Origin of the sequence: Marinospirillum alkalitolerans (assembly GCF_045055655.1) — a bacterium.
Taxonomy (GTDB): Bacteria; Pseudomonadota; Gammaproteobacteria; order Pseudomonadales; family Halomonadaceae; genus Marinospirillum; species Marinospirillum alkalitolerans.
This window is the reverse complement of the sequence record NZ_JBANFI010000001.1, coordinates 65,794-88,247: the sequence shown is the minus strand read 5'-3', so window position 1 is coordinate 88,247 and position 22,454 is coordinate 65,794. Positions and strand designations below refer to the sequence as shown.

Here is a 22,454-nt window from a genome sequence, read left to right as displayed (position 1 = left end):
AGGTAAACTAGCGACCTCTTTTTTCCAGTTCAGCGATCAGCCCGGACACCACCATGTCAGATACCTCTACTTCACCTGCCCCTCTCTCTGCCGATCAGCTGTTTCGCTTTGGCGGGATTGCCCGCCTCTATGGTCTCAGTGGTTTAACCCGCTTCACTCACAGCCATGTGGCGGTCATCGGGATCGGCGGCGTCGGGGCCTGGGCGGCCGAAGCACTGGCCAGATCAGGCATCGGGCAGATCACGCTGTTTGATTTAGATGATCTTTGCACCAGCAATATCAATCGCCAGCTCCACGCCTTAGACACCACCATCGGCCAACCGAAAGCAGAGGTGATGGCAGAGCGCTTACGCGCGATTAATCCTGAGATTCAAGCCCATGCGCGTTGCGAGTTTGTCACTCTCGATAAACTGGCCATGCAGCTCAAACCAGATGGCCAAGCCCAGTTCGATGTGGTGATTGATGCCACCGATACCGTACCAGTCAAAGCCGGACTCATAGCCTGGTGTCGGCGAAACAAACAAAAACTGGTCGTCGTCGGTGGTGCAGGGGGGCAAGTCGATCCACGTTTAATCGACACCGCAGACCTGGCGCGTACCACACAAGATCCGCTGCTGGCCAAAGTGCGTAACCTGCTGCGCCGTGATTATGGCTTTAGCCGCAATCCCAAAAGGCGTTTTGATATCGAGTGTGTCTACTCCACAGAACAGCTGGTCTATCCACAGGCTAATGGCGAGGTGGCCTGCCACAAGCCCGCCGCAGGTGAGGCGCTCAAGCTTGATTGCAGCAGTGGCTTTGGCTCTGCAACCTTTGTGACCGGCACTTTTGGCTTTGTTGCTGCCCAACGCGCGCTGGCCCATTTGATCAAAGGCGTTTCTTCTCGGGAACCGAGGTAAGCGCTCAGACCTTTTTTCTGTATGAGCCAACCCTCTCATAACCAAAAAGAATCAGCATATACACTAAAGTTGGAAGGCAAAGAGGCCAAAAAAGGACTAGATTCAATTCTGCTTATAAAAAAATATTTCAGCAGGAGCCAGACGCATGTCTCAATCTACCCTTCCCTTTGAACACGTCAGTCGGCGTGATCTATTGAAGCTTGGTGCCGGTGCGGGTGTACTCGGTCCCTTGGCTTTGGCCGCGAGCACACCGGCTCAGGCAGTGAATACCAATGCACGTATCATCATCGTGGGTGCCGGCGCTGGCGGTACAGCCATGGCCAATCGCCTGACTCGGGCGTTGAACGGTGCCCAGATCACCATCATTGATCGCCGTGAGCGGCACCATTATCAGCCAGGTTGGACGCTCGTCGCCTCAGGCGTCTGGAGTGCCAGCAAAGCCATCACCCAAACAGCGGATTGGCTCCCGCGCTCAGTCAACTGGGTGAAGGGCATGGTCTCGGAGTATGATCCAGACACCAACCGCATTCGGCTTGATGATGGGCAAACGCTGGAATATGACTATCTGATCGTCGCCTCTGGCTTACAGCTGCGTTACGAGCGGATTCAAGGTATGGATGTGAACCTGATCGGCCAAGGGAAGGGGATCGGCAGCGTCTATGCCAGCATTGAAGCCGCCGCCGCAACCAATACCGAGATCGATCGCTGGATACGTCAAGGTGGCGGCACGGGGCTGTTTACGCTGGCACCCACAGCCATCAAATGCGCCGGTGCGCCACTGAAGATGACCTTCACCACCCTATCACGACTTGAAGCGACAGGGCGACGTGCGGCTTATAACGTCGAGTTTATGACGCCCTCCGGTGGCCTGTTTAGTCAGCCCCAAGTCCACGCTTTTGTGCGCCAGCGCTTTGAAGAGCAGCAGGTCACACGCAATGATTTCTATACCCTGAAGGCCATTGATGCCGATGCCAAGCGCGCCACATTCAGCGTGCGTGACCAAGCAGATGTGACCCGTGACTATGATTTTCTTCACGTTGTGCCACCGATGACCGCACCGGATGCGCTGCTCAACAGCCCACTTCGCTTCCAAGAAGGTCCTTTTGTGGATTGGATGGAAGTGAATCGTGAAACACTGCAAAACGAGCGCTATCCAAACGTCTGGGGCATAGGTGATGTGATGGGCATGGCGCTGAATAAAACAGCCGCCAGTGTGAAAATGCAAGCTGGGGTGCTAGAACAGAACTTTGTCGCGCATCTGCAAGGTCGCCCGCTACCAGCGCGCCATAACGGCTATACCTCCTGCCCGCTGATTACCGGTATCGGCAAAGCCATGCTAGTTGAATTTGGCTGGGCTGATAATATGGCGATGATGCCCTCCTTCTCTTTTATTGACCCAATGGCCGAATCCTGGACTGCCTGGGTGATGAAGGATCGCATGCTTCGTCCCGCTTACTACGCCATGCTTGAAGGCCGGATTTAAGGCTGAATTTGAGGAGAAGCATCATGACACTGATCGGTACACTCACCGTTGTTTGGTATTCCGTTTTACCCTGGCTCTGGCTGCTGGCGATTTTGGCCGTGATTTTGCTGGTGCCACAAATTGTGGCCCGCATGCAAGGCTATGGCTTTAAGAAAACAGGCGGTATGGGCTCGCGCTTTTTGCCTCCACTCTTCTTTCTACTGGCCCTGTTCTTTGTGCCTTGGCATACCGATTCTTCGATTGCCTATGTCAACACTTGGGTCGATTGGCTGAATCTAATTGGTGCCTCTCTGGCCATCGGCGTTTATAGCTGGCTGGTCTTTCATCCCATCTGCTATCTCAGAAATCGGCCGCGTTAGGAAGCCTCTGATTAACTATTGCGCTTGGTGATACTGCGTTGAAATTGGCCTCAAAATGCTCATTTACTCCGTGTAAACTCCGCTTTTTCGATCAATTTCGCCTTGTCTGACCTGCGCTCTTAACGTTGATCAGAGGTTCCTTAGGTATTCTTTGATTGAAGCCCCCACCACCCCAGCGATCTGACTGGGGTGTTTTTATTTCAGCCTGCAAAAAATCAAAAAAAAGCCCCTGAAATTCAGGGGCTAAAAGACTCGCTTGATGATGAGGAGAACCTAAAACGGAAAAAGGGAACCTGTGTCCTACTTCTGCTTTGGGTTAGGCTCTTTCGAACCATGTGTTAAATATAATCAATCTCATTTAGCTTTGCAAACACTTTTTTAATTTTTTTTAGGCGGCTCCCATATGAAGATGCTGATCAACCGTGAGCGGCAACACATCATGGGTCACCAACACCAGCATGGCTTGGGGTTGCGCTTGGCGCAGGCGTTTGAAAACGCGTTGCGCAGTGGCCTGATCCAGCCCTGCAAAGGGCTCATCCAGCAGCAACACAGCACGCGGGCGTAGTAGCAAGCGCGCCAAAGCGATTCGCCTTGCCTGACCACCTGAAACCGCCAATCCCTGCTCACCCAAGGCGGTGTTGAGCTGACGGGGCTGCGCGGCAGCCCAGGCTTTTAAATCCACCACTTCCAGCACCCGCCATAGATCCGCCTCGGTTGCCTCAGCACATCCAAGGCGCAGGTTTTCAGCCAGCGTCAGATTAAACAGATGAAAATCTTGGGGCAGATAACCCAGATGCGTACCAAGAGGCCGTGCCGGCTGATCATTGATCCAATACTGCCCAGCACTTGGCGCAAGATCGCCAGCGAGCACGGCCAGCAAGGTACTTTTGCCCTGACCAGAAGGGCCAGTGATCAACAGTGTTTGACCGGCTTCGAGCAGCAGATCGACCTGATCTGGCCCGACCTGGCTGCCAGGATGGCGTGCACTCACACCTTGCAGGCGCAAGCGCTGCGGCAGGGGTGATCTGGCGACAGGCCACAAAGGCTGCTCCACCAGTTGATTAAGGCGATCTCGCGCAGCTTGGCTCAAACCCAGCGCCAATGCACTGGCTGCCAAGGGGGCTAACAACTCAAAAAAAGCCAGTAAAGCCAGCAAGGCGGCCACTAACCAAGGTAGGCTCAGCGCTCCTGTTTCCAGCAGCGACAGGCCCACCCATAGCTGCGCCAAGAGGGTGGCCCCTAGCGCCCAGTGTTGCCATAGCACCAAACGGCTGGTGCGTCGCCATTGCTGTTGTTGCCCCTGTTGATAGCGCTGATCCAGCTGCTGCCAACTGGCCTGCTGGGCTGACCAGTGCCCCCAGAGCACCAGAGCAACACGCAAATGCAGACGCTGCATCAAGGCCGCACGCCTTGTTTCGCCCTGTTCACTCTGCTGACGTGCCAAGCGACTGCTGAAACGGCCATCGATCCAAGGCAAGACCCACCATGCCAGAAGCAGGCCGGGCAGGCTGGCATACAGCAGCTGGGCATCCAATAAAGCATAGAAGGCGAGCAGCAACAGCATCAGCAGACTCACGCTGATCCACGGCAAGATAAAGCCCAGCGGAAACTGGTTCAGCTGATCAATATCGGCCACCAGACGATGCTGCGCACGACTACTGAGCCGGTCTGCAGCAGACCGACGCTGAGCAAGCCGCTGAAAGAAATCAACACGCAGATCTTTCAACAGCCCTAGGGTTGCATAGTGGCTGGTGAGCCGCTCCGCATAGCGCCCAGCAGTACGGGTGATCGCTGCCAGACGAATCAAAGCCGCCGGACGAAAATAATCAAACCAGTAAGCACCGAGGCTGATCAAACCCGCGGTGGCCGTAGCACTGATAAACCAGCCAGAAGTGGCCAGTAGGCTGACCACTGCACACAGCGTCAAGGTCGCCAGCAACAAGGCCAAAAGCCAAGCACGGCGACGACTTGAGAGAAGATCACGCAAGCGTAATGGCATGGATTGACGCATCGGCTTCCTCCTGTTGACCCAGATCGAGAAGATGATCCACCCAGTGCAGCCCTTCAGTATGGTGGCTGACCAGCAGCAGCGTTCTTCCGCGACTGAGCTGATGCAAGAGCTGATGGATTTCACGACGACTCTGCGGATCCAGATGAGCCGTCGGTTCATCCAGTAACCAGAGGGGGCGTCCACGCAGCAGCAGCTGGGCTAAAGCCAGTCGACTCAACTGCCCTCCTGAAAGCCCACGCCCACCCTCTCCAAGACGCACGGCCAGTGGATCAGTACGATCGGCCATCCAAGCTCCGAGGCCAACCTGCTCCAGTGCATCCAGAAGCTGACTATCCTCTGCATCTGGGCAGGCCAGACGCAGGTTATCCGCTAGACTGGCCGCCATAAAGCGTGGTGCCTGGGCCAGATAATCCAGCTGACGCAACCAATCATCCAAACGCCAGTGCAGAAAATCCTCACCTTCAACACGCAGCTGTCCCTGATAGGCCAAGGCCCCCAGCCAGACTTCCAAGAGTGTTGATTTACCCACTCCACTCGGTCCGGTCACGAGCAGGCTCTGGCCTGATTCAATATGACAAGGCCCGGGACAGGCCAAGCGCGTCCGCCCAGCTTCTGTCACCACACGCAGCTGCTGCCAGCTCAGCGCAGGGGGGTTGGCTTGTAAAGGCTGAGGAGGATAGGGCTGACAACCTGGGTGCTGCCACTGAGTCGGGCGCAACAAAGGCATCAGCTCAGTCATGGCGGCCTCTGCATCTGCCTTGGCATGATAATCACTGCCCAATTGCCGCAAGGCTCCATAAAACTCAGGGGCCAGCAGCAGAATCCACAAGGCTTGCGCATAGGGAACGGGAATCACCTCCTTGGCCCAGGGCAGAATACCCAGCAGGCCCAACCCCAGATAAACCGCCACCAGTGCAATCGAGAGGGCCGCAAAAAACTCCAACACGCCGGTGGAAAGAAAAGCTAGCTTCAGCACACTCATGGTTTTCTGCCGATAGCCTTCAGCAGAGCGCGCAATCATCTGCTCTGCTGTCGCTGTGGCCCCCAGATGCTGGAGGCTGGTGAGTCCACGGATAAAATCAGCAAAACGGCCACTTAATCTGGCCAAGGATTGCAACTGACGTCGGCTGCTGGCCGCCGCGGCCTTGCCCAGCAGCACCATAAAAAGAGGAACAAGCGGAGCCGTCAGCGCCAGCAATAAAGCCGCGAGACCACTGATGGGCGCAATGACCAGCAGGATCAGCAGCGGCGTGATCACCGCCAAGGGAGCCTGCACCACATAACGGCGCAGATACGCATCCAATGCCTCTACCTGATCCAACAACTGACTGGCCAAATAGCCTTCACTGCTGGCCTGTTGGCCCAGCTGGGCCGGATGCGCTAAGTGAGCCAAGAGCTGCTGCCGCAAGGCGCTGCGCACACGCAAGCTGGCTTCTTGGCTCAAGCGCTCTCGTCCCCATTGCAGTGCAGGACGCATGAGTAAACACAGGGCTAACCAAGGCATCAGCTGCACCAACAGCTCGCGCTGCCCTGCCTGCCAACCTTGGGTCACCCCCATTTCTAACCACGTACCAAGCAACCAAGCCAGCAGCCCATATTGCAGAATCAAGACCACCAGCTGCGCAACAGCCAGCAAAAAGGCGGCATTCAGCCGCCCTGCTTGCATCTTGCGCAACAGATTCAGTTGCTGACGTGGCGTATCAGTGTTCTGAATGGCCACCTGATGCATGCTGTTGATCCTCCGTCATCTCTTGTTGCTCTTCACCGGCATAGCCATTGAGCTCTAACCACATCGCATTGATGATGCCAAAAGCACAGGCCAGCAAGACACCTAAAATCCAAGCGAAATACCACATTGATGCGTCTCCTCTGCCTTAGTAAAGTGAATGGCTCTTATCGCGGATATACTGCTCATTCAAGCGTCCACGCATCACGTAATAGCTCCATGCGGTATAGCTGAGCACGATAGGGACAAACAGACAGGCCACGACAAACATAATCATCAGCGTGGTTTCACTGGCCGTCGCATCCCAGAGTGTCAAACTATGGTTAGGTTGGCTGCTGGAGGGCATGATGAACGGAAAGAGGCTGGCACCAAAGGTCAGAATCACTGAGGCAATAGCCACCGAGGAAGACACAAAAGCCATCCAGTGCTGCTTGGCTCGGCTGGCAAAGGCGCAACCAATAAACCCAGCAACCCCTAAAGCCGGCAACAACCATAAGAAGGGCCAACGCGCATAGTTCGCAAACCAACCCTGCTCCAAATGACCGACCGTCTTTTGGACCAACACACTGGCACCTTGTGGGTCCAGACCACCCAGCACCTGATAACCGGGCACGGCAATCCAGAGCCAGACACCAGCCAGCACAAAGAGTGTGGCCGCCACCATCGCCAAAAAGCGGCTGACTTGGCGACTGCGCACTAAAAGCTCACCTTCTGTTTTCATCTGCAAGTAGGTCGCACCATGGTTGACAAACATCACCAAAGTAAACAGCCCGACCAGCAAGGCAAACGGATTCAGCAGCTGTAAAAAACTGCCGGTATAGTGCAGGCGCAGCAGATCATCAAAATGAAAGGGGACGCCAAGCAGCAGATTGCCAAAAGCAACACCAATAATCAGCGGTGGCACTGTCGAACCGATTGTCAGCGCCCAATCCCAACGGGCACGCCACTGGTCAGTATCGATCTTGGCTCGGTATTCAAAACCGATCGGACGCAGAAAAAGCGCAAATAAAGTCAGCATCATCGCAAGATAAAAGCCGCTGAAAGCTGCAGCATAGACGGTTGGCCAGGCTGCAAAGAGCGCGCCTGCAGCCGTGATCAACCAAACTTGGTTGCCATCCCAGTGGGGCGCAATCGCATTAATCATCACACGGCGTTGCTCGTTATTCTTACCAATCACCTTCAGCAGTGCCGCGACCCCCATATCAAAGCCATCGGCGATCACAAAACCAATCATCAGCACACCGATCAACAACCACCAAATCAGCTTGAGCGTTGCGTAATCCATGATTAAGCCTCCTGAGGCTGTTGTGTTAATTGATCTTGACGTTCAAAGTGATAGCGCCCGGTATGCAGGCTTGATGGCCCAAGACGCGCAAAACGGAACATCAGCCAGATTTCAATCGCCACAAAAACACTGTACAAGGCCACGATCGCCGCCAGAGTGAACATCACCTCATTCACTGTCAGCTGGGATACGGCAAGCTGGGTCGGCAGAATCTCCCCAATAGCCCAAGGCTGACGCCCATATTCAGCAACAAACCAGCCCATCTCGCTGGCAATCCAAGGCAGCGGAATCGCAAAAACAGCAAATTTGAGCAGCCAGCGCGGTTTATGCTCGGTGCGCCGTACACTATGCCAAGCGGCCAGCACAAACAGCAGCAGCATGGTAAAGCCAGCAGCCACCATAATGCGGAAACTCCAAAAAAGTGGCCACACCTGCGGAATCGAGGCTTCCACGGCGGCATGCAACTCGGCCTCGGTGGGGTGCATCACATCTTCAGCAAAGGCCGAGAGCAGCAAGCCATAACCCAGATCACGTTCGACTTCACGGAAGGCGGCCAGGGTGGCAGGGTCACGATCTCCGGCACGCATCGCCTGCATTAAAGCCACGGCCTCGCGTCCATTGAGCATCCGCTCGCGGTGCTCGGCTTTCAAATCAACGATGCCGGTGACTTCAGTATCAAGAGAGCGTGTGGCAATCAAACCCATTAAAGCCGGAATCTTGATCGCCAGATCGGTTCTTTCTTCTTGCTGATTCGGCAAGCCAAACACCGTAAACGCCGCTGGAGCTGGCTCGGTATGCCACTCGGCTTCGATGGCAGCCAGCTTCACCCGCTGCACATCACCCAGCTCATAGCCAGACTCATCGCCAAGAATAATCACTGACAACACGCTCGCCAGACCAAAAACCGAGGCAATGGCAAAGCTGCGCCGTGCAAAAGCCACATCCCGCCCCTTGAGCAGATACCAGCTTGAAATCCCCAGTACAAACACCGCCGCCGTGACATAACCCGCAGAAACTGTATGCACAAACTTCACCTGCGCAACGGGGCTGAACACCACCTCGGCAAAGTTCACCAGCTCCATCCGCATCGTCTCGACATTAAACTCAGAGCCGATGGGATACTGCATCCAGCCATTGGCAATCAAAATCCATAAGGCTGACAGGTTGGTTCCCAGTGCCATCAACCAGGTCACGGCCAGGTGCTTCACCCGACTCATCCGATCCCAGCCAAAAAAGAACAAACCCACCAAGGTGGATTCCAGAAAGAAGGCCATCAAGGCTTCAATCGCCAATGGCGCGCCAAAAATATCGCCCACATAGTGGGAGTAGTAGGACCAGTTGGTGCCAAATTGAAATTCCATCGCCAGGCCAGTGGTGACACCCAGCGCAAAGTTAATCCCAAACAACTTCCCCCAGAACTTGGTCATATCCTTGTAGATGGTTTTGCCTGTCATCACATAGACAGATTCCATAATCGCAAGGATAAACACCAGCCCGATGGTCAGCGGGACAAAAAGAAAGTGAATCATCGCCGTAAAGGCGAATTGAAAACGAGATAACTCGACAAGATCCATGGCTTCACTCCACAAAAAGAAGCTCAACAATTAAAAATAATAATCAGTATCAACATAGAAACACGCCTCCTTTCGTTTCTTGATGTCAGGCAAGATCAGAAAAGAGAAAAAATGCAACGGCTCATGTCGCCGTCATCATCGCAAAAGATTGACTTATCGCAAGGCGGCAGCTTGTCGCAGCCTGTCAAGAAAAATAGAATTCAACTCAGTTATAAGAACCTTTGATCCGGTTATTTATCTTGCTGCACACCTGAGTTAGACTGGATCCTCACGCTGATCATCAGGAGCTTCTATGTCAACCCCTGCACCTCTTGCCCCGCTTATCCAACCGTTTTTTGATCAGGACACCTTCACTTACAGCTATCTCGTGCGTGATCCTGCCTCTTCTGCCTGCGCGATTATTGATTCCGTACTGGATTTTGATCCTGCATCAGGGCGGACACAGACGCAGAGCGCAGACCAGCTGATTGCCGCCGTCACAGCGCAAGGACTGACACTCGAATGGATTCTGGAAACCCATGTGCACGCGGATCACCTCTCTGCTGCGCCTTATTTACAGCAGCAGCTGGGTGGACAGATCGTGATTGGTGCGAAGATCACGGAGGTGCAGAGGGTTTTTGCGGATGTTTTTCATGCCGAGCCAGAATTCGCCCGCGATGGCAGCCAGTTTGATCGGCTGGTTGAAGAGGGTGACTGCCTGCCCTTGGGTGAGCTGAGCATTCAGGTGCTGCATACCCCCGGCCATACCCCCGCTTGCGTCACCTATCTGATTGGGGATGCTGCTTTTGTGGGCGATACGCTCTTTATGCCGGATTATGGCACCGCCCGCTGCGACTTTCCTGGTGGTGATGCACGCCAGCTTTATCAATCGATTCACAAGATCTTTGCTCTGCCTGATGCAACGCGGCTGATGCTCTGCCATGACTATCAGGCACCAGGCCGTGATTATTTTTGCCATGAAACCAGCGTTGCAGAACAGAAACAGCAGAATGTACATGTCCATCTGGGTGTCAGTGAGGCCGAGTTTGTGCAACAGCGCCAAACGAAGGATGCGACCCTGAAGATGCCACGTTTGATTCTGCCTTCGGTTCAGGTCAATATGCGTGCTGGGCAACTCCCCCCTGCCGAGGCCAATGGTGTGCGCTATTTAAAGCTGCCACTGAATCTCCTTGGCGCGTCAACAGCACCACCCGCCGATGGTTGCCTCACCTGATGGGCACCGATTTTTTGTGCCGAGCCTTTTTATGTTATGCCAAACCTGAAAGGAGTTTTTTATGCCTGCCTTACGCCATATTGAAGCGGATCTCGCGACCACTGGACAATTGACACCCGAAGACCTACGCCAGCTGGTCGCGCAGGGCTTTCAGACTTTTATTTTTAATCGCCCCGATCAAGAAGAAGCTGATCAACCAGAGACCCAAGCCCTGCAAGAAACTGCTGAGGCATTAGGGGCCACTTGGATACATCAACCCGTGGTTTCTGGTCAGGTCACGGATGAGCAGGGCGCAGAGTTTGGTCGTCTCTATGCCGCTGCACCCAAGCCAGTGCTGGCCTTTTGCCGCACCGGAGCGCGTTGTGGCACCCTATGGGCCTTAAGCCAGCAGCAACAGCGTCCTGGGCATGAGCTGGTCGCTCAGCTCAAAGAGGCAGGTTTTGATCTGCCAGATCTCTTCCAACGCCTCACGCACAATCAGGCCTGAGCGCCTTGATGAAGGAAACAGAACAGGCATGGCTGCGCCCGCTTCAGGGCAATGCCATGCAACAAGGGCTCTGGGGGCTGATCAAACACAGGCGCTATTCTTGGGCGCTTTTACGTCAGGACAGCACAGCTGCGCTGCTGGTCAGCCTGCTGTTGATTCCGCAAAGTCTGGCCTATGCCTTGCTGGCCGGTTTACCACTGCAAACTGGGCTCTATGCCAGTATTCTACCGGCGATCGTCTATGCGCTTGTCGGCTCAAGCGGTGTGCTGGCTGTTGGCCCCGTAGCCATCACCTCCTTGCTCACCTTCAGTGCGCTCAGCCCCTTGGCCGCACCCGGCTCCAGTGAATACCTGAGTCTTGCGATTATTTTGGCGCTGATGTCCGGCGTCTGTCTGATGCTGATGAGCCTGCTGCGCATGGGCTTTCTCGCCAATTTTCTGAGCCACCCAGTGATGAGTGGCTTTATCAGTGCTTCTGCGCTGATTATTGTGATTAGCCAGCTCAAGGGGGTGACCGGCATCCCGCTCACCAGCGGCACACTGCCGCAGATGCTCGCCAGCTTGTATCAGGGCCTCAGCTTATGGCATGGCCCAACCCTGCTGCTAGGCGTAGGCTGTATGCTGCTGCTTTATTGGGGCCGACGTTTTCTGACGCCGCAGCTCATGGCTCTGGGGCTGGCCGCTGATCGCGCCCAGCTGATCGCGCGTATGGCGCCTATGCTCTTGCTGATTGGCTCCACACTGCTCGTGGCAAGCTTGCAACTCGATCAACAAGGCATCCAGATTGTCGGTGCGCTGCCACTGGGATTTCCTGATCTGGCTCTGCCTAGTCAGCTCGATCCGCAACAACTGCTGCTCTTACTGCCCTTGGCCCTGATGATCAGCCTGATCGGCTTTGCTGAATCTGTTGCCATTGCACGCACCTTTGCTGCCAAACGCCGTCAGCAGGTGAATAGCAATCGTGAGCTGATGGGGCTGGGCTTGGCGAATCTGGCTGCTGGCTTTAGTGCCAGCTTTCCGGTGACTGGTGGCTTATCACGCAGTGTGGTCAACTATGATGCAGGAGCCGTGACGCCTGTTGCCAGCCTGTTGACCGGAATCGGCATGGCTTTGGCGCTGCTCTTTTTAACAGGATGGCTTTATTACCTGCCTCAAGCTCTACTCTCTGCCGTGATCTTGATCGCGGTTTCTTCTCTCGTGCAGTGGCGGCCCTTTGTGCAGTTCTGGCGTTATAGCCGTAGCGATGCCTGGTCTTGGCTGATCACCTTTGCCGGCGTGCTGCTCTTGGGTCTGGAGTGGGGGTTATTGGCGGGTATTCTGGCCTCTTTAGGCGCTTGGCTGGCTAAAAACACCAAGCCCCATGTGGCCATTGTGGGGCGAGTTCCTGAAACAGAGCATTACCGTAATACAGAGCGCTATCAGGTTGAACTCCATCCGCAGATCCTGTCTTTGCGAATTGATGAAAGCCTGATGTTTGCCAATGCGCAGGAAGTCGAACAGCGGGTGCTCAATGAAATCAGCAAGCGACCCGAAGTCGAACACGTGATTCTGATGGGCTCTGGCATTAACCATATCGATGCCAGTGGCGTAGAAATGTTGGAACAGCTGAATCAGCTTTTAGGCGAACAATCCATTCAGCTGCATTTATCGGAGATCAAGGGGCCAGTGCTGGATCGATTGAAACTCAGCCCGCTCTTGCCTCAGCTCAGTGGTCAACTGTTTCTGACTCAGCACCAGGCGATGCAGCACCTGCTCAACAAGCCTGAAAGCAGCTGATGAGCAATCGACTGACTGCTCACTGACTCACCCCGCCACCGCTTCAGATCAGCAGGTGGCGGGTGAGGCAAAGCGGGGGATGGGGCTTGTCTCTAATCGACCTTGAGCTTGTTCAGTTCTTGCGAAAGGTGCTCGACCACTTCATGCATGGTACTACTGACGAGTTTGACATCATCACCCAATGCCGCCAGGACCTCGGTCGCACTTTCAATTCCATTAATATTACGGTTCATCTCGTCATTCACTTGGTTCTGCTCTTCTGCTGCTGCCGCCACTTGAATCACGTTATCGTTAATCCCCGCCATCCGTGTGGCCAGCTGCTCCATCTGCCGCCAGGCTTGATCAGCACCCGCTACCAAGCCTAAGGTGCGCTCTGAGCTGGCTTGTATCCCCTTCACTGCATGATGTACCTGCTGCTGTAAGGTCTCGATCAGGGCATTAATCTCTGAAGTGGAGCTTTGAGTTCGGGCCGCCAAGGTACGCACTTCATCCGCGACCACTGCAAAACCTCGTCCCTGCTCGCCTGCGCGTGCGGCCTCAATCGCGGCATTCAGCGCCAGCAGGTTGGTTTGTTCGGCTATGCCTTGAATGACCTGCGTGATACCACTGATATTATCGCTACTTTGCGCAACATCGCTGATCGACTGTTGGATTTTCTGCATATCCTCGCCGACCTCCTTCACCTCAGTCACCGTATGACTGAGCACATCACGCACCTGCTGCAGCTCGGTATTTGAGTCTTCGGCTTCTTTTGCCGTTTCCGCCGCCAATCGGGCCACTTCATGCGCGGTAGCCGACATTTGATTCATCGCCGAGGCCACACCCTGCATTTCGCTCTGCTGATCGCTGGTCGCCGCCGAGACATGTTCTGAGGTTTCTGCCATGACTTCTGTTTGCTGGGTCAGCTCTTGGCTGGCCTGCTTCAAGGCTAAAATCATTGTGCGCAGCTTGGCGGTAAACTGGTTGAAACCGGCTGCCATGCCGATCAACTCGGCATGGTTATTCACCTGCAATTGATGCGTCAGATCTCCCTCCGCACCGGCCAAATCAGCAAAACGTCTTTGCATATCACGCATCGGTTGAAAGGTGGTCTTTAACCAAAAGGCCACGACCAGCACACTGATCAACAATAAGCCGCCGCCAGTCAGTAACATGGTGGTGGCTGTTTGCTGCTGACCCACTGCTAACAAGCTCTGCAGCTCACTGGTGGCTTGATAGGCTAGATGACTGGGCAGGCGGATCACCACCTGCCATGCATTGGGAACAGTATCAAATTCAATTGGCATCACCACCAATACATGCTCAGCTTGATGCTGAATCACGCCCACCTCTGCACTGGAAAAAATGCGCGCCAACTCTGAGTTGACGGCTTGTAGAGGCTGCCCTAATGATTCAGCAAACTGGCTGCTGGCCACCAGCGTACCGCGATCACTGAGCAGATGGATCTCAGCTGCGCCTTGATAAAAATCCTGCTGCAAGGCCACAAGTTGCTGTTGAATATCAGGAAGGTTCAAATCGACTCCGGCCACACCACGAAAACTGCCAGAGGTGATGATGGGATAAACCAGAGAGGTCAGCAGCACTTCATAGCCTTCTTCGATCTCATAGAGATAGGGGTCCATCAGACAAGGACGTAGGTGATCACGGCTACAGAGGTACCATTCAGACTCCCTGATCCCCTGATCATTGAGGCTGGTATCCATTTTAAAATCTGAGTCTTCGGTACGATAGAAAGCCAGATCATCACCTTCCCGAACCCAATAGATCTCCAGCCCACCCGTATCAGAAGAGTGAGGCAGAGCCCCACCAAGAAAGAGAATGTCGCTGGCATCATAGCCATTCGGCTCAAAGTGCATATACGAAGAGCCTATATTTGGACTCACGGCCAAAGCGTCTCCAACCAAGTCCATCAAGGCTTCGCGTTCAAGAGGGAGGCGACCATCAGGATTGCCCAGCGCGGTACTGGAGGCCACTCGACTCAGCACACGGGGTAAATCAAAGCTGCGATTCATCAGCTGCGCCATATCGGCGGCCATCAGATGTGCTGCATCCATCAGGTTTTGCTCAACACGAGCATTGAGCGCTTGCGCGGAATGGTGGATCGCCTGGTCGCCACTTTTTTGCATCGACAGCCAGCCGGTCAACACGACTGCCAGTAAAGACAAGGATAGGGCCAGACCAGCACCCACAATCAATTTATTGCGCAGAGAAAAACTCTTCATGCCGCCCCCTCTTGATAAGAGCGCACCCAGTGATGCCTCTGCAAAGCAAGGTTATGTCATCATCAGGTACACCGAATATAAAGGAGTATAGCCACATAAAGTGACAGAAAAAACAAAAAAACCCACCAGTCAGGTGGGTTCAACGGGAGCAGCTCGCGTCATCAATCGGTGCTTGTTTGTTAAAACAGCACCTTAGCCCAGCCAATGACCATCGGGAGGGTTGGCATCGCCAGTAAAACAACCAAACCGACGGGAATCCATAGGGGGCTCGCGCTATCTTGGAAATTAGGATCGTATTCAGCCATCGTCATCTCTCTTGCATTAGGTTGATTTAAATCAAGAGATCATAACAGCTGAATTGATTTATGTCACTTCAATGACTGGCGGGCGCCTCTAGTACATCAGCGTATAAAGCTGGCGTCGACTCCGTATCACCAGCGGATGCGCCTCGCCTAATAGTGCAAAGACCTCCAGCAGCGTTTTGTGGGCGACACCTTCTTGATAGCTGCGATCTGTCCGCAAGAGTTGGAGCAACTGGTCAATGGCCTGCTCATAGTCGGCCTGCACCACAGCCGCCAAGGCTTTCAGATACAGGGCTTCGCTATCTTCTCGGTCTGCCAACAGCGCCAGCTGCTCGGCACTCGGTGCCTGCTCAGCAAACTTTAAACCCGCGATCAACCCTTTCACTTCAGGCCGCTGCTGATCTGCATCAGGTAGAGCCATCAGCAGAGCTTGGGCTGCATCACTTTGATTTTGCTGTAAATAAACCCGCGCTAAATCTATTTTCAGATCCATATCTTCTGGTAGCTGCGCGGTGGCTTGCTCCAGCAGAGTTTGGGCGGTATCAAGTTGGCCTTCGCTGAGCAGTTGTTTGATCTGTGCTTTAAAGTCTTCAACAGGATTACGAATATGCTGCTTCAAAAAAGCCCGAATCTCGCTCTCTGGCTTAGCGCCCGTGAACTGATCAATAAACTGCCCTTGGTTGACCAAAATCACCGTAGGGACGCTACGCACCTGAAATTGCGCAGCGATCTCTGGCTGCTCCTCAATATTGATCTTTGCCAAAATCAGCTGGCCGTTGTATTCCTCGGTCAACTTGGTCAGAACAGGGAGCAAGGCTTTACAAGGCGCACACCAGTCAGCCCAAAAATCGATCAACACTGGTTGGCGCATCGAACCTTCCAGAATCACCTGCTGGAAGTTTTCGGGGGTAATATCAACAATATAGGGGGAAGAATGCATAAGGGTGTCCTATCAAAGCAAAAGGCAGAAAGAGGGCGGCATAAGAACAGCGTTAGGCCATTTAGTGGGGCCAAAAAAAGGAAGTTCAAGAGGAGCGAGCAACTTCAGTGCGATGAATAGGTGCTGAATACATTAGCAAGGAGGCCTGAACTGCCTAGCCCTTACGCCAAGGACGGGCATTAAAATCCTTCGGGGGGGGCTGATTGGCATTGGCGGCGGAGCGATCGCGTATATCACGAAAATCTCGCCCAAAGGTGGCCGCAGGTTTATGACCTGCTGGGGCGTCCCTCTCTTCGGCGGCTTGATGGCTTCGCTTCGCAGCTTGAATCGCTTGCGTCGCGCTTTGGCTGTTAATCCGTTTGACCAGTTGATAATTCTGGGCTTCTAAGCGTGCGCACACCCAAGATTGACCCTGTACACCCGCCCACAGGGGCAGCAGCGCGATCCCTGCCAAGCCACTTAAAGCCAGTAACGGAAAGTTGAGCAAGGCTCCCGCAGCAGCGGCACCGATCATCACCATAAAGCCAAAAAACAGTAAAAAAGCCTTGCCCCAGAGGTTATTGGCGGCCGCCCATAAAAAACTGGCAAAAAAGGCAGCCACACTAAAGCCGACTGGAACAGCCTGGTAGTTTTTTTTGGTTTTATGCTGATAAACACGAAAAACGGCCATCCTCAGCAGGGTTCCTTTATCTCATCAATCGAAGTGGCTTTTCATCGGGAAGCAAGCTTCCATCTGGGCCGATTTCACCTCAAGAATCGGTTCAGTGATACCAGAGGCAAATGAATTATCGGTAATTTTCATCACTTGAGGCTAGCTTTGTTCGGTAACATCTTGTTGCATACTTGCTGCGCGTTGCACACAGATCGCGCACTTCCTTGTGCGCTCATTCTGTTGATGCATGATCAGCGGTTAAGCATCAATCCGCTTGTACTTCATGCGCTTAGGCGTATCGCTCCCACAGCGTTTTTTATGATCTTCTTCATATTCAGCATAGTTGCCTTCAAAGAAGACCACCTTGGAGTCGCCTTCATAAGCCAGAATATGAGTCGCGATACGATCCAAGAACCAGCGATCGTGCGAAATCACCAACGCACAACCAGGGAAGGCCAGCAGTGCCTCTTCCAGCGCGCGCAGGGTTTCAACATCCAGATCGTTCGAGGGTTCATCTAACAGCAAAACGTTTGCGCCCTGCTTGAGCGTCAGCGCCAGATGCAAGCGACCCCGCTCACCACCAGACAGGTCACCAACGCGTTTCTGCTGATCATTACCCTTAAAGTTAAAGCGGCCTACATAAGCGCGTGACGGCATCTCAACCGAGCCCACCTTGAGAATATCAGCACCACCTGAAACGGCTTCCCAGACACTGAGATGGTCTTCTAAACCATCGCGCGATTGATCCACTGTTGCCAGCTGGACGGTTTCACCGATCACCACTTCACCACTATCTGGCTGCTCTTGACCTGTCACCAGTTTAAAGAGGGTCGATTTACCCGCACCATTACCACCCACGATGCCAACAATCGCGCCTTTAGGAATGTGGAAATCCAGCTGATCAAAGAGCAGTTTGTCGCCAAAGCGCTTGCTGACACCGTGAAATTCAATGACCTTATCACCCAGACGGGCTCCAGGTGGAATATAGATTTCATTGGTTTCGTTGCGCTGTTGGAATTCCTGACTGGACAGCTCTTCAAACTGACGTAAACGCGCTTTGGATTTGGATTGACGCCCCTTGGCGCCTTGACGCACCCATTCGAGCTCTTGCTGAACAGCTTTACGGTGGGCTGATTCTTGCTTGGCTTCGGCTTCAAGACGATTTTGCTTGGCTTCCAGCCACTTGGAATAGTTACCCTCAAACGGAATCCCCATGCCGCGATCCAGCTCCAGAATCCAGCCTGCGACGTTATCAAGGAAGTAACGGTCGTGGGTAATCGCCACAACGGTGCCAGGATAGTCATGCAAAAAGCGCTCAAGCCAAGCCACTGATTCTGCATCCAAGTGGTTAGTCGGCTCATCCAGCAGCAGCATATCAGGGCCAGATAACAGCAGACGGCACAAGGCCACACGACGCTTTTCACCACCCGAAAGCTGCTCAACCTTCGCATCCCACTCAGGCAAGCGCAAAGCATCGGCGGCCACCTCGAGTTTGCGCTCAAGGTTATGCGCATCGGCAGCCTGGATAATATTTTCTAGGCGCGCTTGCTCTGCGGCGAGCGCATCAAAATCGGCATCAGGATCAGCATAGGCGGCATAGACTTCTTCAAGCTTCGCCTGGGCCTCCTTCACAACAGAAACTGCCTCTTCAACGATCTCGCGCACCGTTTTGCTGGGGTCCAGCTCAGGCTCTTGCGGCAGATAGCCGACTTGAATCCCTGGCATCGGCCGAGCTTCACCATTAAATTCTTGATCCACACCCGCCATAATGCGCAGCAGTGTGGATTTACCCGAGCCATTCAAGCCCAGAACACCAATTTTCGCCCCAGGAAAAAAAGATAAAGAAATGTCTTTGAGAATTTCACGCTTGGGTGGCACTGTCTTGCCAACACGGTGCATGGAATAAACATACTGGGCCATCTTGCCAACTCCTCTGGTTCATCTTGAAGGCGCCTGTCAGCAGGCACTGATCTCTTCTTTATCTCGTGCTGTATTCAGCCTTGATTCAGCGCGCATCATAGGACTTCAGGGGCCAGAAAGCCAGCCGCCCACCAGGCACAGAGGCAGGCAGAAGGAGGCCAGCAGATGTTGAACGGCTGTATACATTAATCTTATTCAGCTTGAACCCCCTGCTTTTTCATGTGAAGCCGTGCGCAGTTCAGGTTAGAATAGCCCCCTGATGCTTGCGGCCTTCATGCTCTCTCCTGCTTGGGGCGTGAAGTCTCAAGAAGTGAACGTTTAGCCTAATTGCTGGGGATGCCATGTTTAGCCGTAAATTATCCATTGCTGAATTTGATGCCGAACTCTGGACTGCGATGCAGCAAGAAGTTCAGCGCCAAGAAGACCATATTGAGCTGATTGCTTCTGAAAACTACACCAGCCCGCTGGTGATGGAAGCCCAGGGCAGCCAGTTGACCAACAAGTATGCCGAAGGCTATCCAGGCAAGCGCTACTATGGTGGCTGCGAGTTTGTTGATATTGCTGAGCAGATGGCCATTGATCGCGCTTGCGAACTCTTTGGTGCAACCTATGCCAACGTCCAGCCCCACTCTGGCTCACAAGCCAACTCAGCCGTCTTTTTAGCGCTGGTGAAACCTGGTGATACAGTGCTGGGCATGAGCTTGGCTGAAGGTGGCCACTTGACTCACGGTGCCAAGCCCAACTTCTCAGGCAAGCTGTATAACGCCGTACAATATGGCCTCAATGCTGAAACAGGCGAGATTGATTACGCCGAAGTCGAGCGTTTAGCCATTGAACACCAGCCAAAAATGATTATTGCTGGCTTCTCTGCCTACTCTAAACTGATCGACTGGGCCAAGTTCCGTCAGATTGCTGATCAAGTGGGCGCTTATCTGTTTGTTGATATGGCCCACGTTGCGGGTCTGGTTGCTGCGGGTGTCTACCCCAACCCACTGCCCTATGCACACGTGGTCACCACCACCACGCACAAAACACTGCGCGGCCCACGTGGCGGTTTGATTCTTTCTGCGTGCGGTGATGAAGACATCTATAAGAAGCTTAACTCTGCCGTTTTCCCCGGTGGTCAGGGCGGCCCTTTGATGCATGTGATTGCCGCTAAAGCCATCTGCTTTAAAGAAGCCATGTCACCTGAGTTCAAGGCTTACCAGAAGCAGGTAGTCAAAAATGCCCAAGCCATGGCAACCGTGATGATGGATCGTGGCTATGATGTGGTCTCTAATGGCACTGAAGATCACCTCTTCTTACTGAGCCTGATCAGCAAAGGCCTGACAGGTAAAGATGCCGATGCGGCTCTGGGCGCTGCGCATATCACCGTCAATAAAAATGCGGTGCCTAAGGATCCACAGAGTCCTTTCGTGACTTCTGGCTTGCGTATCGGCACCCCTGCGGTGACCACACGCGGCTTTAAAGAAGTAGAGTGTCGTGAGCTGGCGGGTTGGATCTGCGATATCCTTGACGATATCAACAACACGCAAGTACAGGAAGAAGTGAAGGCCAAGGTCAGCGCACTCTGCGCACGCTTCCCTGTTTATCAGGATTAAGCGAGCACGCAGCTGTCAAAAAGGCCTCCCATCTGGAGGCCTTTTTTTATCGCTCTTTCAGGATGCTTTCCCTCAGTGACTTAGGTATCCTGCTGCACAAGCTATTGCGCACAGCAGGAACTTTACCGAAGCATCAAGAGTGACTTAATAGCTGCGTGGGTTGATTTCACTGATTTTAAGCACCGCAGGCTGCTGCTGGCCGCTATAAACACCCACCCAAACATGATAGGCACCTGTTTGCGGACGATGGAAGTCGACTACAGGATCGAGACCGATCGCATCATCATTGCAGTGCCAGGTCCCATCTGGTGCACGAATCACGAGAGTCGTGTCTGCACGCGAATCAGCACGAAAATGCAGTGCTGACGCCCCCGCTGTGTAGTTCAGTGTCACATCAGGTGCAGAAGCATTGACGTTACCCACACAACCATAGCCCATGCTCGAGCTCACACGGTGCTGACCGCCAGCATTCAACTCAATCAGGCGTGGATCAGGGGTAAAACCCGCACGCAAGCTGAGTGTCTCTGCTGTTGCGCTCGACTCCCAGTTCAAGGCCTCTGCCGCTGCGGCCTGTTGGCGACGACGTGGATCCATCTCAGAAATCGCGACCCGAGCAGGCGTCCCCATTGCGCTTTGGCTAAAAGTGCCAACCCAGATGGCATAACGCCCTGTCTCTGGAGTGCGAATATCAACAACAGGATCGAGACCGATCGCATCATCATTACAGAAGAAGTCGCCATTGGGTGCACGCACTACCAAGGTCGTGTCGCGCTCTGAACTGGCATGAATGTGCAAGGGCAAAGAGCCAGCCTGGTAGTCAAGAGTGATGTCTGGCGTATCCGCATTTACATAACCCGTGCAACCCTGACCTGCACCAAAAAGCCCAGTTGAACCACCAGCGCGAATTTCAATTTCACGCGGATCAGGCAAAAAACCTCCCTGCAAGCTCAGGTGCTGGTACAGAGGGTTTGCGTCCCAATTTAGACCCTGCAAATGATCACGCGCAGAAGGCTCAGATGTGGATCTTGAGCTTGTGCGATTGCGAGGGTTCAGCTCTGAAATCTCAAGACTTGCCTCTGTACCTGCACGATGGGCTGCATAAGTACCGATCCACACCGCATAGGCTCCTGAATCTGGCTGGTTCACATCAACGACAGGGTCGAGACCTATCGCATCATCGTTACATAGCCAGCGGCCTTCTGGAGTCCGCACAACCAAGGTGGTATCAGCAGTAGAAGCCGCGCGAATATACAGGGTGCTCCAACTGGAAGACGCTTGGTAATTGATGACAGCATCAGGCGCTGTTGCATCAATATGGCCCCGGCAGCTGCCTTCACCTAGCTCCCAATCGACTTCATCCGAACCACCCACAGTCAACTGGCGGGTATAGGGGTCAGGCACAAAGCCAGCATTGAGCTGAATCTCTGATGTGCGCGGCGCTTGCGTCCAATCAGGCTCATTGCTGGCTCTCTGCCCGGGTGCAGGACGCGTTGGGTCATTGAGAGAAAAATGCACATCGGCAAAGCTCATGCCACGACTCAAATAAGTGCCCACCCAAACCTGATAAGTCCCAACCTCAGGACGGCGCAGGTTGACGACTGGATCAAGTCCGATGGTGTCATCATCACACAGCCACTGGCCACTAGGGGTACGCACCACCAAAGTGGTATCCGCACTGGATTCAGCATGAATATAAACCGGCAACTGGGGTGCACCATCAGGATAAACAAAATGCAGATCCGGTGCGTTCTGATTAATAAAGCCACGACAACTGCTAGGCAAACCCAACTGATTGGCGCGAGTCCCTCCTCCAGCCTGAACACGCGCAGTCTGGCGCATCAATCCAGCTTCAACGCTTTGATAGGTCGGCGCTTGGTCCCACCAGGCCTCAGCATCATCGGCTAGCAACGGCAAGCTCGGTATACAGGCCAAAACACCTAAACACAACCAGCCTATCGGCTGCCGCAAACATAAACTCGACATAAAGTATCCTCTCAATAAAAAGCAC

General features: G+C 53.8%; 18 protein-coding genes. 7 read left to right on the top strand and 11 right to left on the bottom strand.

Going from position 1 to position 22,454, the window contains the following annotated elements; all coding sequences use genetic code 11:
- Window positions 1–53: 53 nt before the first annotated feature.
- The 3 genes from tcdA to V6U78_RS00370 all read left to right on the top strand — a co-directional run bounded on the left by tcdA (window position 54) and on the right by V6U78_RS00370 (window position 2,738).
- Window positions 54–896: a tRNA cyclic N6-threonylcarbamoyladenosine(37) synthase TcdA gene (gene tcdA, locus V6U78_RS00380; protein WP_405335901.1), complete on the top strand. Its 843-nt coding sequence runs from the start codon at window positions 54–56 to the stop codon at window positions 894–896.
- A 145-nt stretch (window positions 897–1,041) separates the two neighbouring features.
- A complete protein-coding gene (locus tag V6U78_RS00375; protein WP_405335898.1) occupies window positions 1,042–2,379 on the top strand; it encodes an NAD(P)/FAD-dependent oxidoreductase in 1,338 nt (445 codons plus the stop codon).
- A 23-nt stretch (window positions 2,380–2,402) separates the two neighbouring features.
- The gene (locus V6U78_RS00370; RefSeq protein WP_405335895.1) at window positions 2,403–2,738 is read left to right on the top strand and encodes a hypothetical protein; all 336 of its coding nucleotides are present in this window, start codon (window positions 2,403–2,405) and stop codon (window positions 2,736–2,738) included.
- Window positions 2,739–3,126: 388 nt separating this feature from the next.
- Here the strand turns inward: V6U78_RS00370 and cydC are convergent, their stop codons facing one another.
- From cydC to V6U78_RS00345, 5 genes are read right to left on the bottom strand one after another with little or no spacing between them, the layout of a single operon-like run.
- Window positions 3,127–4,749 (bottom strand): thiol reductant ABC exporter subunit CydC, encoded by a 1,623-nt coding sequence (gene cydC / locus V6U78_RS00365; protein WP_405335892.1) that lies wholly within the window; start codon window positions 4,747–4,749, stop codon window positions 3,127–3,129.
- Window positions 4,718–6,478 carry a thiol reductant ABC exporter subunit CydD gene (gene cydD / locus V6U78_RS00360; protein ID WP_405335889.1) on the bottom strand — a complete coding sequence of 587 codons (1,761 nt, stop codon included), beginning with the start codon at window positions 6,476–6,478 and terminating at the stop codon, window positions 4,718–4,720. The genes cydC and cydD overlap by 32 nt, the downstream gene beginning before the upstream one ends.
- Window positions 6,450–6,605, bottom strand: a complete 156-nt coding sequence (gene cydX, locus V6U78_RS00355; protein WP_405335886.1) for a cytochrome bd-I oxidase subunit CydX — start codon at window positions 6,603–6,605, stop codon at window positions 6,450–6,452. Before cydX ends, cydD begins: the two co-directional genes overlap by 29 nt.
- Window positions 6,606–6,623: 18 nt before the next feature.
- On the bottom strand, window positions 6,624–7,760 hold the full coding sequence (gene cydB / locus V6U78_RS00350) for a cytochrome d ubiquinol oxidase subunit II (RefSeq protein ID WP_452312082.1): 1,137 nt from the start codon (window positions 7,758–7,760) through the stop codon (window positions 6,624–6,626).
- Between the two features lie 2 nt (window positions 7,761–7,762).
- A complete protein-coding gene (locus V6U78_RS00345) occupies window positions 7,763–9,334 on the bottom strand; it encodes a cytochrome ubiquinol oxidase subunit I (RefSeq protein ID WP_405335883.1) in 1,572 nt (523 codons plus the stop codon).
- A 292-nt stretch (window positions 9,335–9,626) separates the two neighbouring features.
- On the opposite strand from V6U78_RS00345, the gene V6U78_RS00340 reads away from it, so the two are divergent.
- The 3 genes from V6U78_RS00340 to V6U78_RS00330 all read left to right on the top strand — a co-directional run bounded on the left by V6U78_RS00340 (window position 9,627) and on the right by V6U78_RS00330 (window position 12,809).
- Window positions 9,627–10,547, top strand: a complete 921-nt coding sequence (locus V6U78_RS00340; RefSeq protein ID WP_405335880.1) for an MBL fold metallo-hydrolase — start codon at window positions 9,627–9,629, stop codon at window positions 10,545–10,547.
- 61 nt (window positions 10,548–10,608) lie between these two features.
- Complete coding sequence (locus V6U78_RS00335) at window positions 10,609–11,034, top strand: TIGR01244 family sulfur transferase (protein WP_405335877.1); 426 nt, start codon at window positions 10,609–10,611, stop codon at window positions 11,032–11,034.
- 8 nt (window positions 11,035–11,042) lie between these two features.
- Window positions 11,043–12,809, top strand: coding sequence for a SulP family inorganic anion transporter (locus V6U78_RS00330; RefSeq protein WP_405335874.1), 1,767 nt, complete (start codon window positions 11,043–11,045; stop codon window positions 12,807–12,809).
- 92 nt (window positions 12,810–12,901) lie between these two features.
- Here V6U78_RS00330 and V6U78_RS00325 read toward each other — a convergent pair whose 3' ends face one another.
- The 5 genes from V6U78_RS00325 to ettA all read right to left on the bottom strand — a co-directional run bounded on the left by V6U78_RS00325 (window position 12,902) and on the right by ettA (window position 18,845).
- Complete coding sequence (locus V6U78_RS00325) at window positions 12,902–15,031, bottom strand: methyl-accepting chemotaxis protein (protein ID WP_405335871.1); 2,130 nt, start codon at window positions 15,029–15,031, stop codon at window positions 12,902–12,904.
- A 179-nt stretch (window positions 15,032–15,210) separates the two neighbouring features.
- A complete protein-coding gene (locus V6U78_RS00320) occupies window positions 15,211–15,336 on the bottom strand; it encodes a hypothetical protein (protein ID WP_405335868.1) in 126 nt (41 codons plus the stop codon).
- An 88-nt stretch (window positions 15,337–15,424) separates the two neighbouring features.
- Window positions 15,425–16,273 carry a thioredoxin gene (gene trxA / locus V6U78_RS00315; protein ID WP_405335865.1) on the bottom strand — a complete coding sequence of 283 codons (849 nt, stop codon included), beginning with the start codon at window positions 16,271–16,273 and terminating at the stop codon, window positions 15,425–15,427.
- A gap of 154 nt (window positions 16,274–16,427) precedes the next feature.
- On the bottom strand, window positions 16,428–16,943 hold the full coding sequence (locus V6U78_RS00310) for a hypothetical protein (protein WP_405335862.1): 516 nt from the start codon (window positions 16,941–16,943) through the stop codon (window positions 16,428–16,430).
- 240 nt (window positions 16,944–17,183) lie between these two features.
- Complete coding sequence (gene ettA, locus V6U78_RS00305; protein WP_405335859.1) at window positions 17,184–18,845, bottom strand: energy-dependent translational throttle protein EttA; 1,662 nt, start codon at window positions 18,843–18,845, stop codon at window positions 17,184–17,186.
- A 341-nt stretch (window positions 18,846–19,186) separates the two neighbouring features.
- Here ettA and glyA point away from each other — a divergent pair, with 341 nt between their 5' ends.
- Window positions 19,187–20,446, top strand: a complete 1,260-nt coding sequence (gene glyA, locus V6U78_RS00300; protein ID WP_405335856.1) for a serine hydroxymethyltransferase — start codon at window positions 19,187–19,189, stop codon at window positions 20,444–20,446.
- Window positions 20,447–20,590: 144 nt separating this feature from the next.
- On the opposite strand, the gene V6U78_RS00295 is transcribed toward glyA, so the two are convergent.
- The gene (locus V6U78_RS00295) at window positions 20,591–22,429 is read right to left on the bottom strand and encodes a hypothetical protein (protein WP_405335853.1); all 1,839 of its coding nucleotides are present in this window, start codon (window positions 22,427–22,429) and stop codon (window positions 20,591–20,593) included.
- Window positions 22,430–22,454 lie beyond the last annotated feature (25 nt).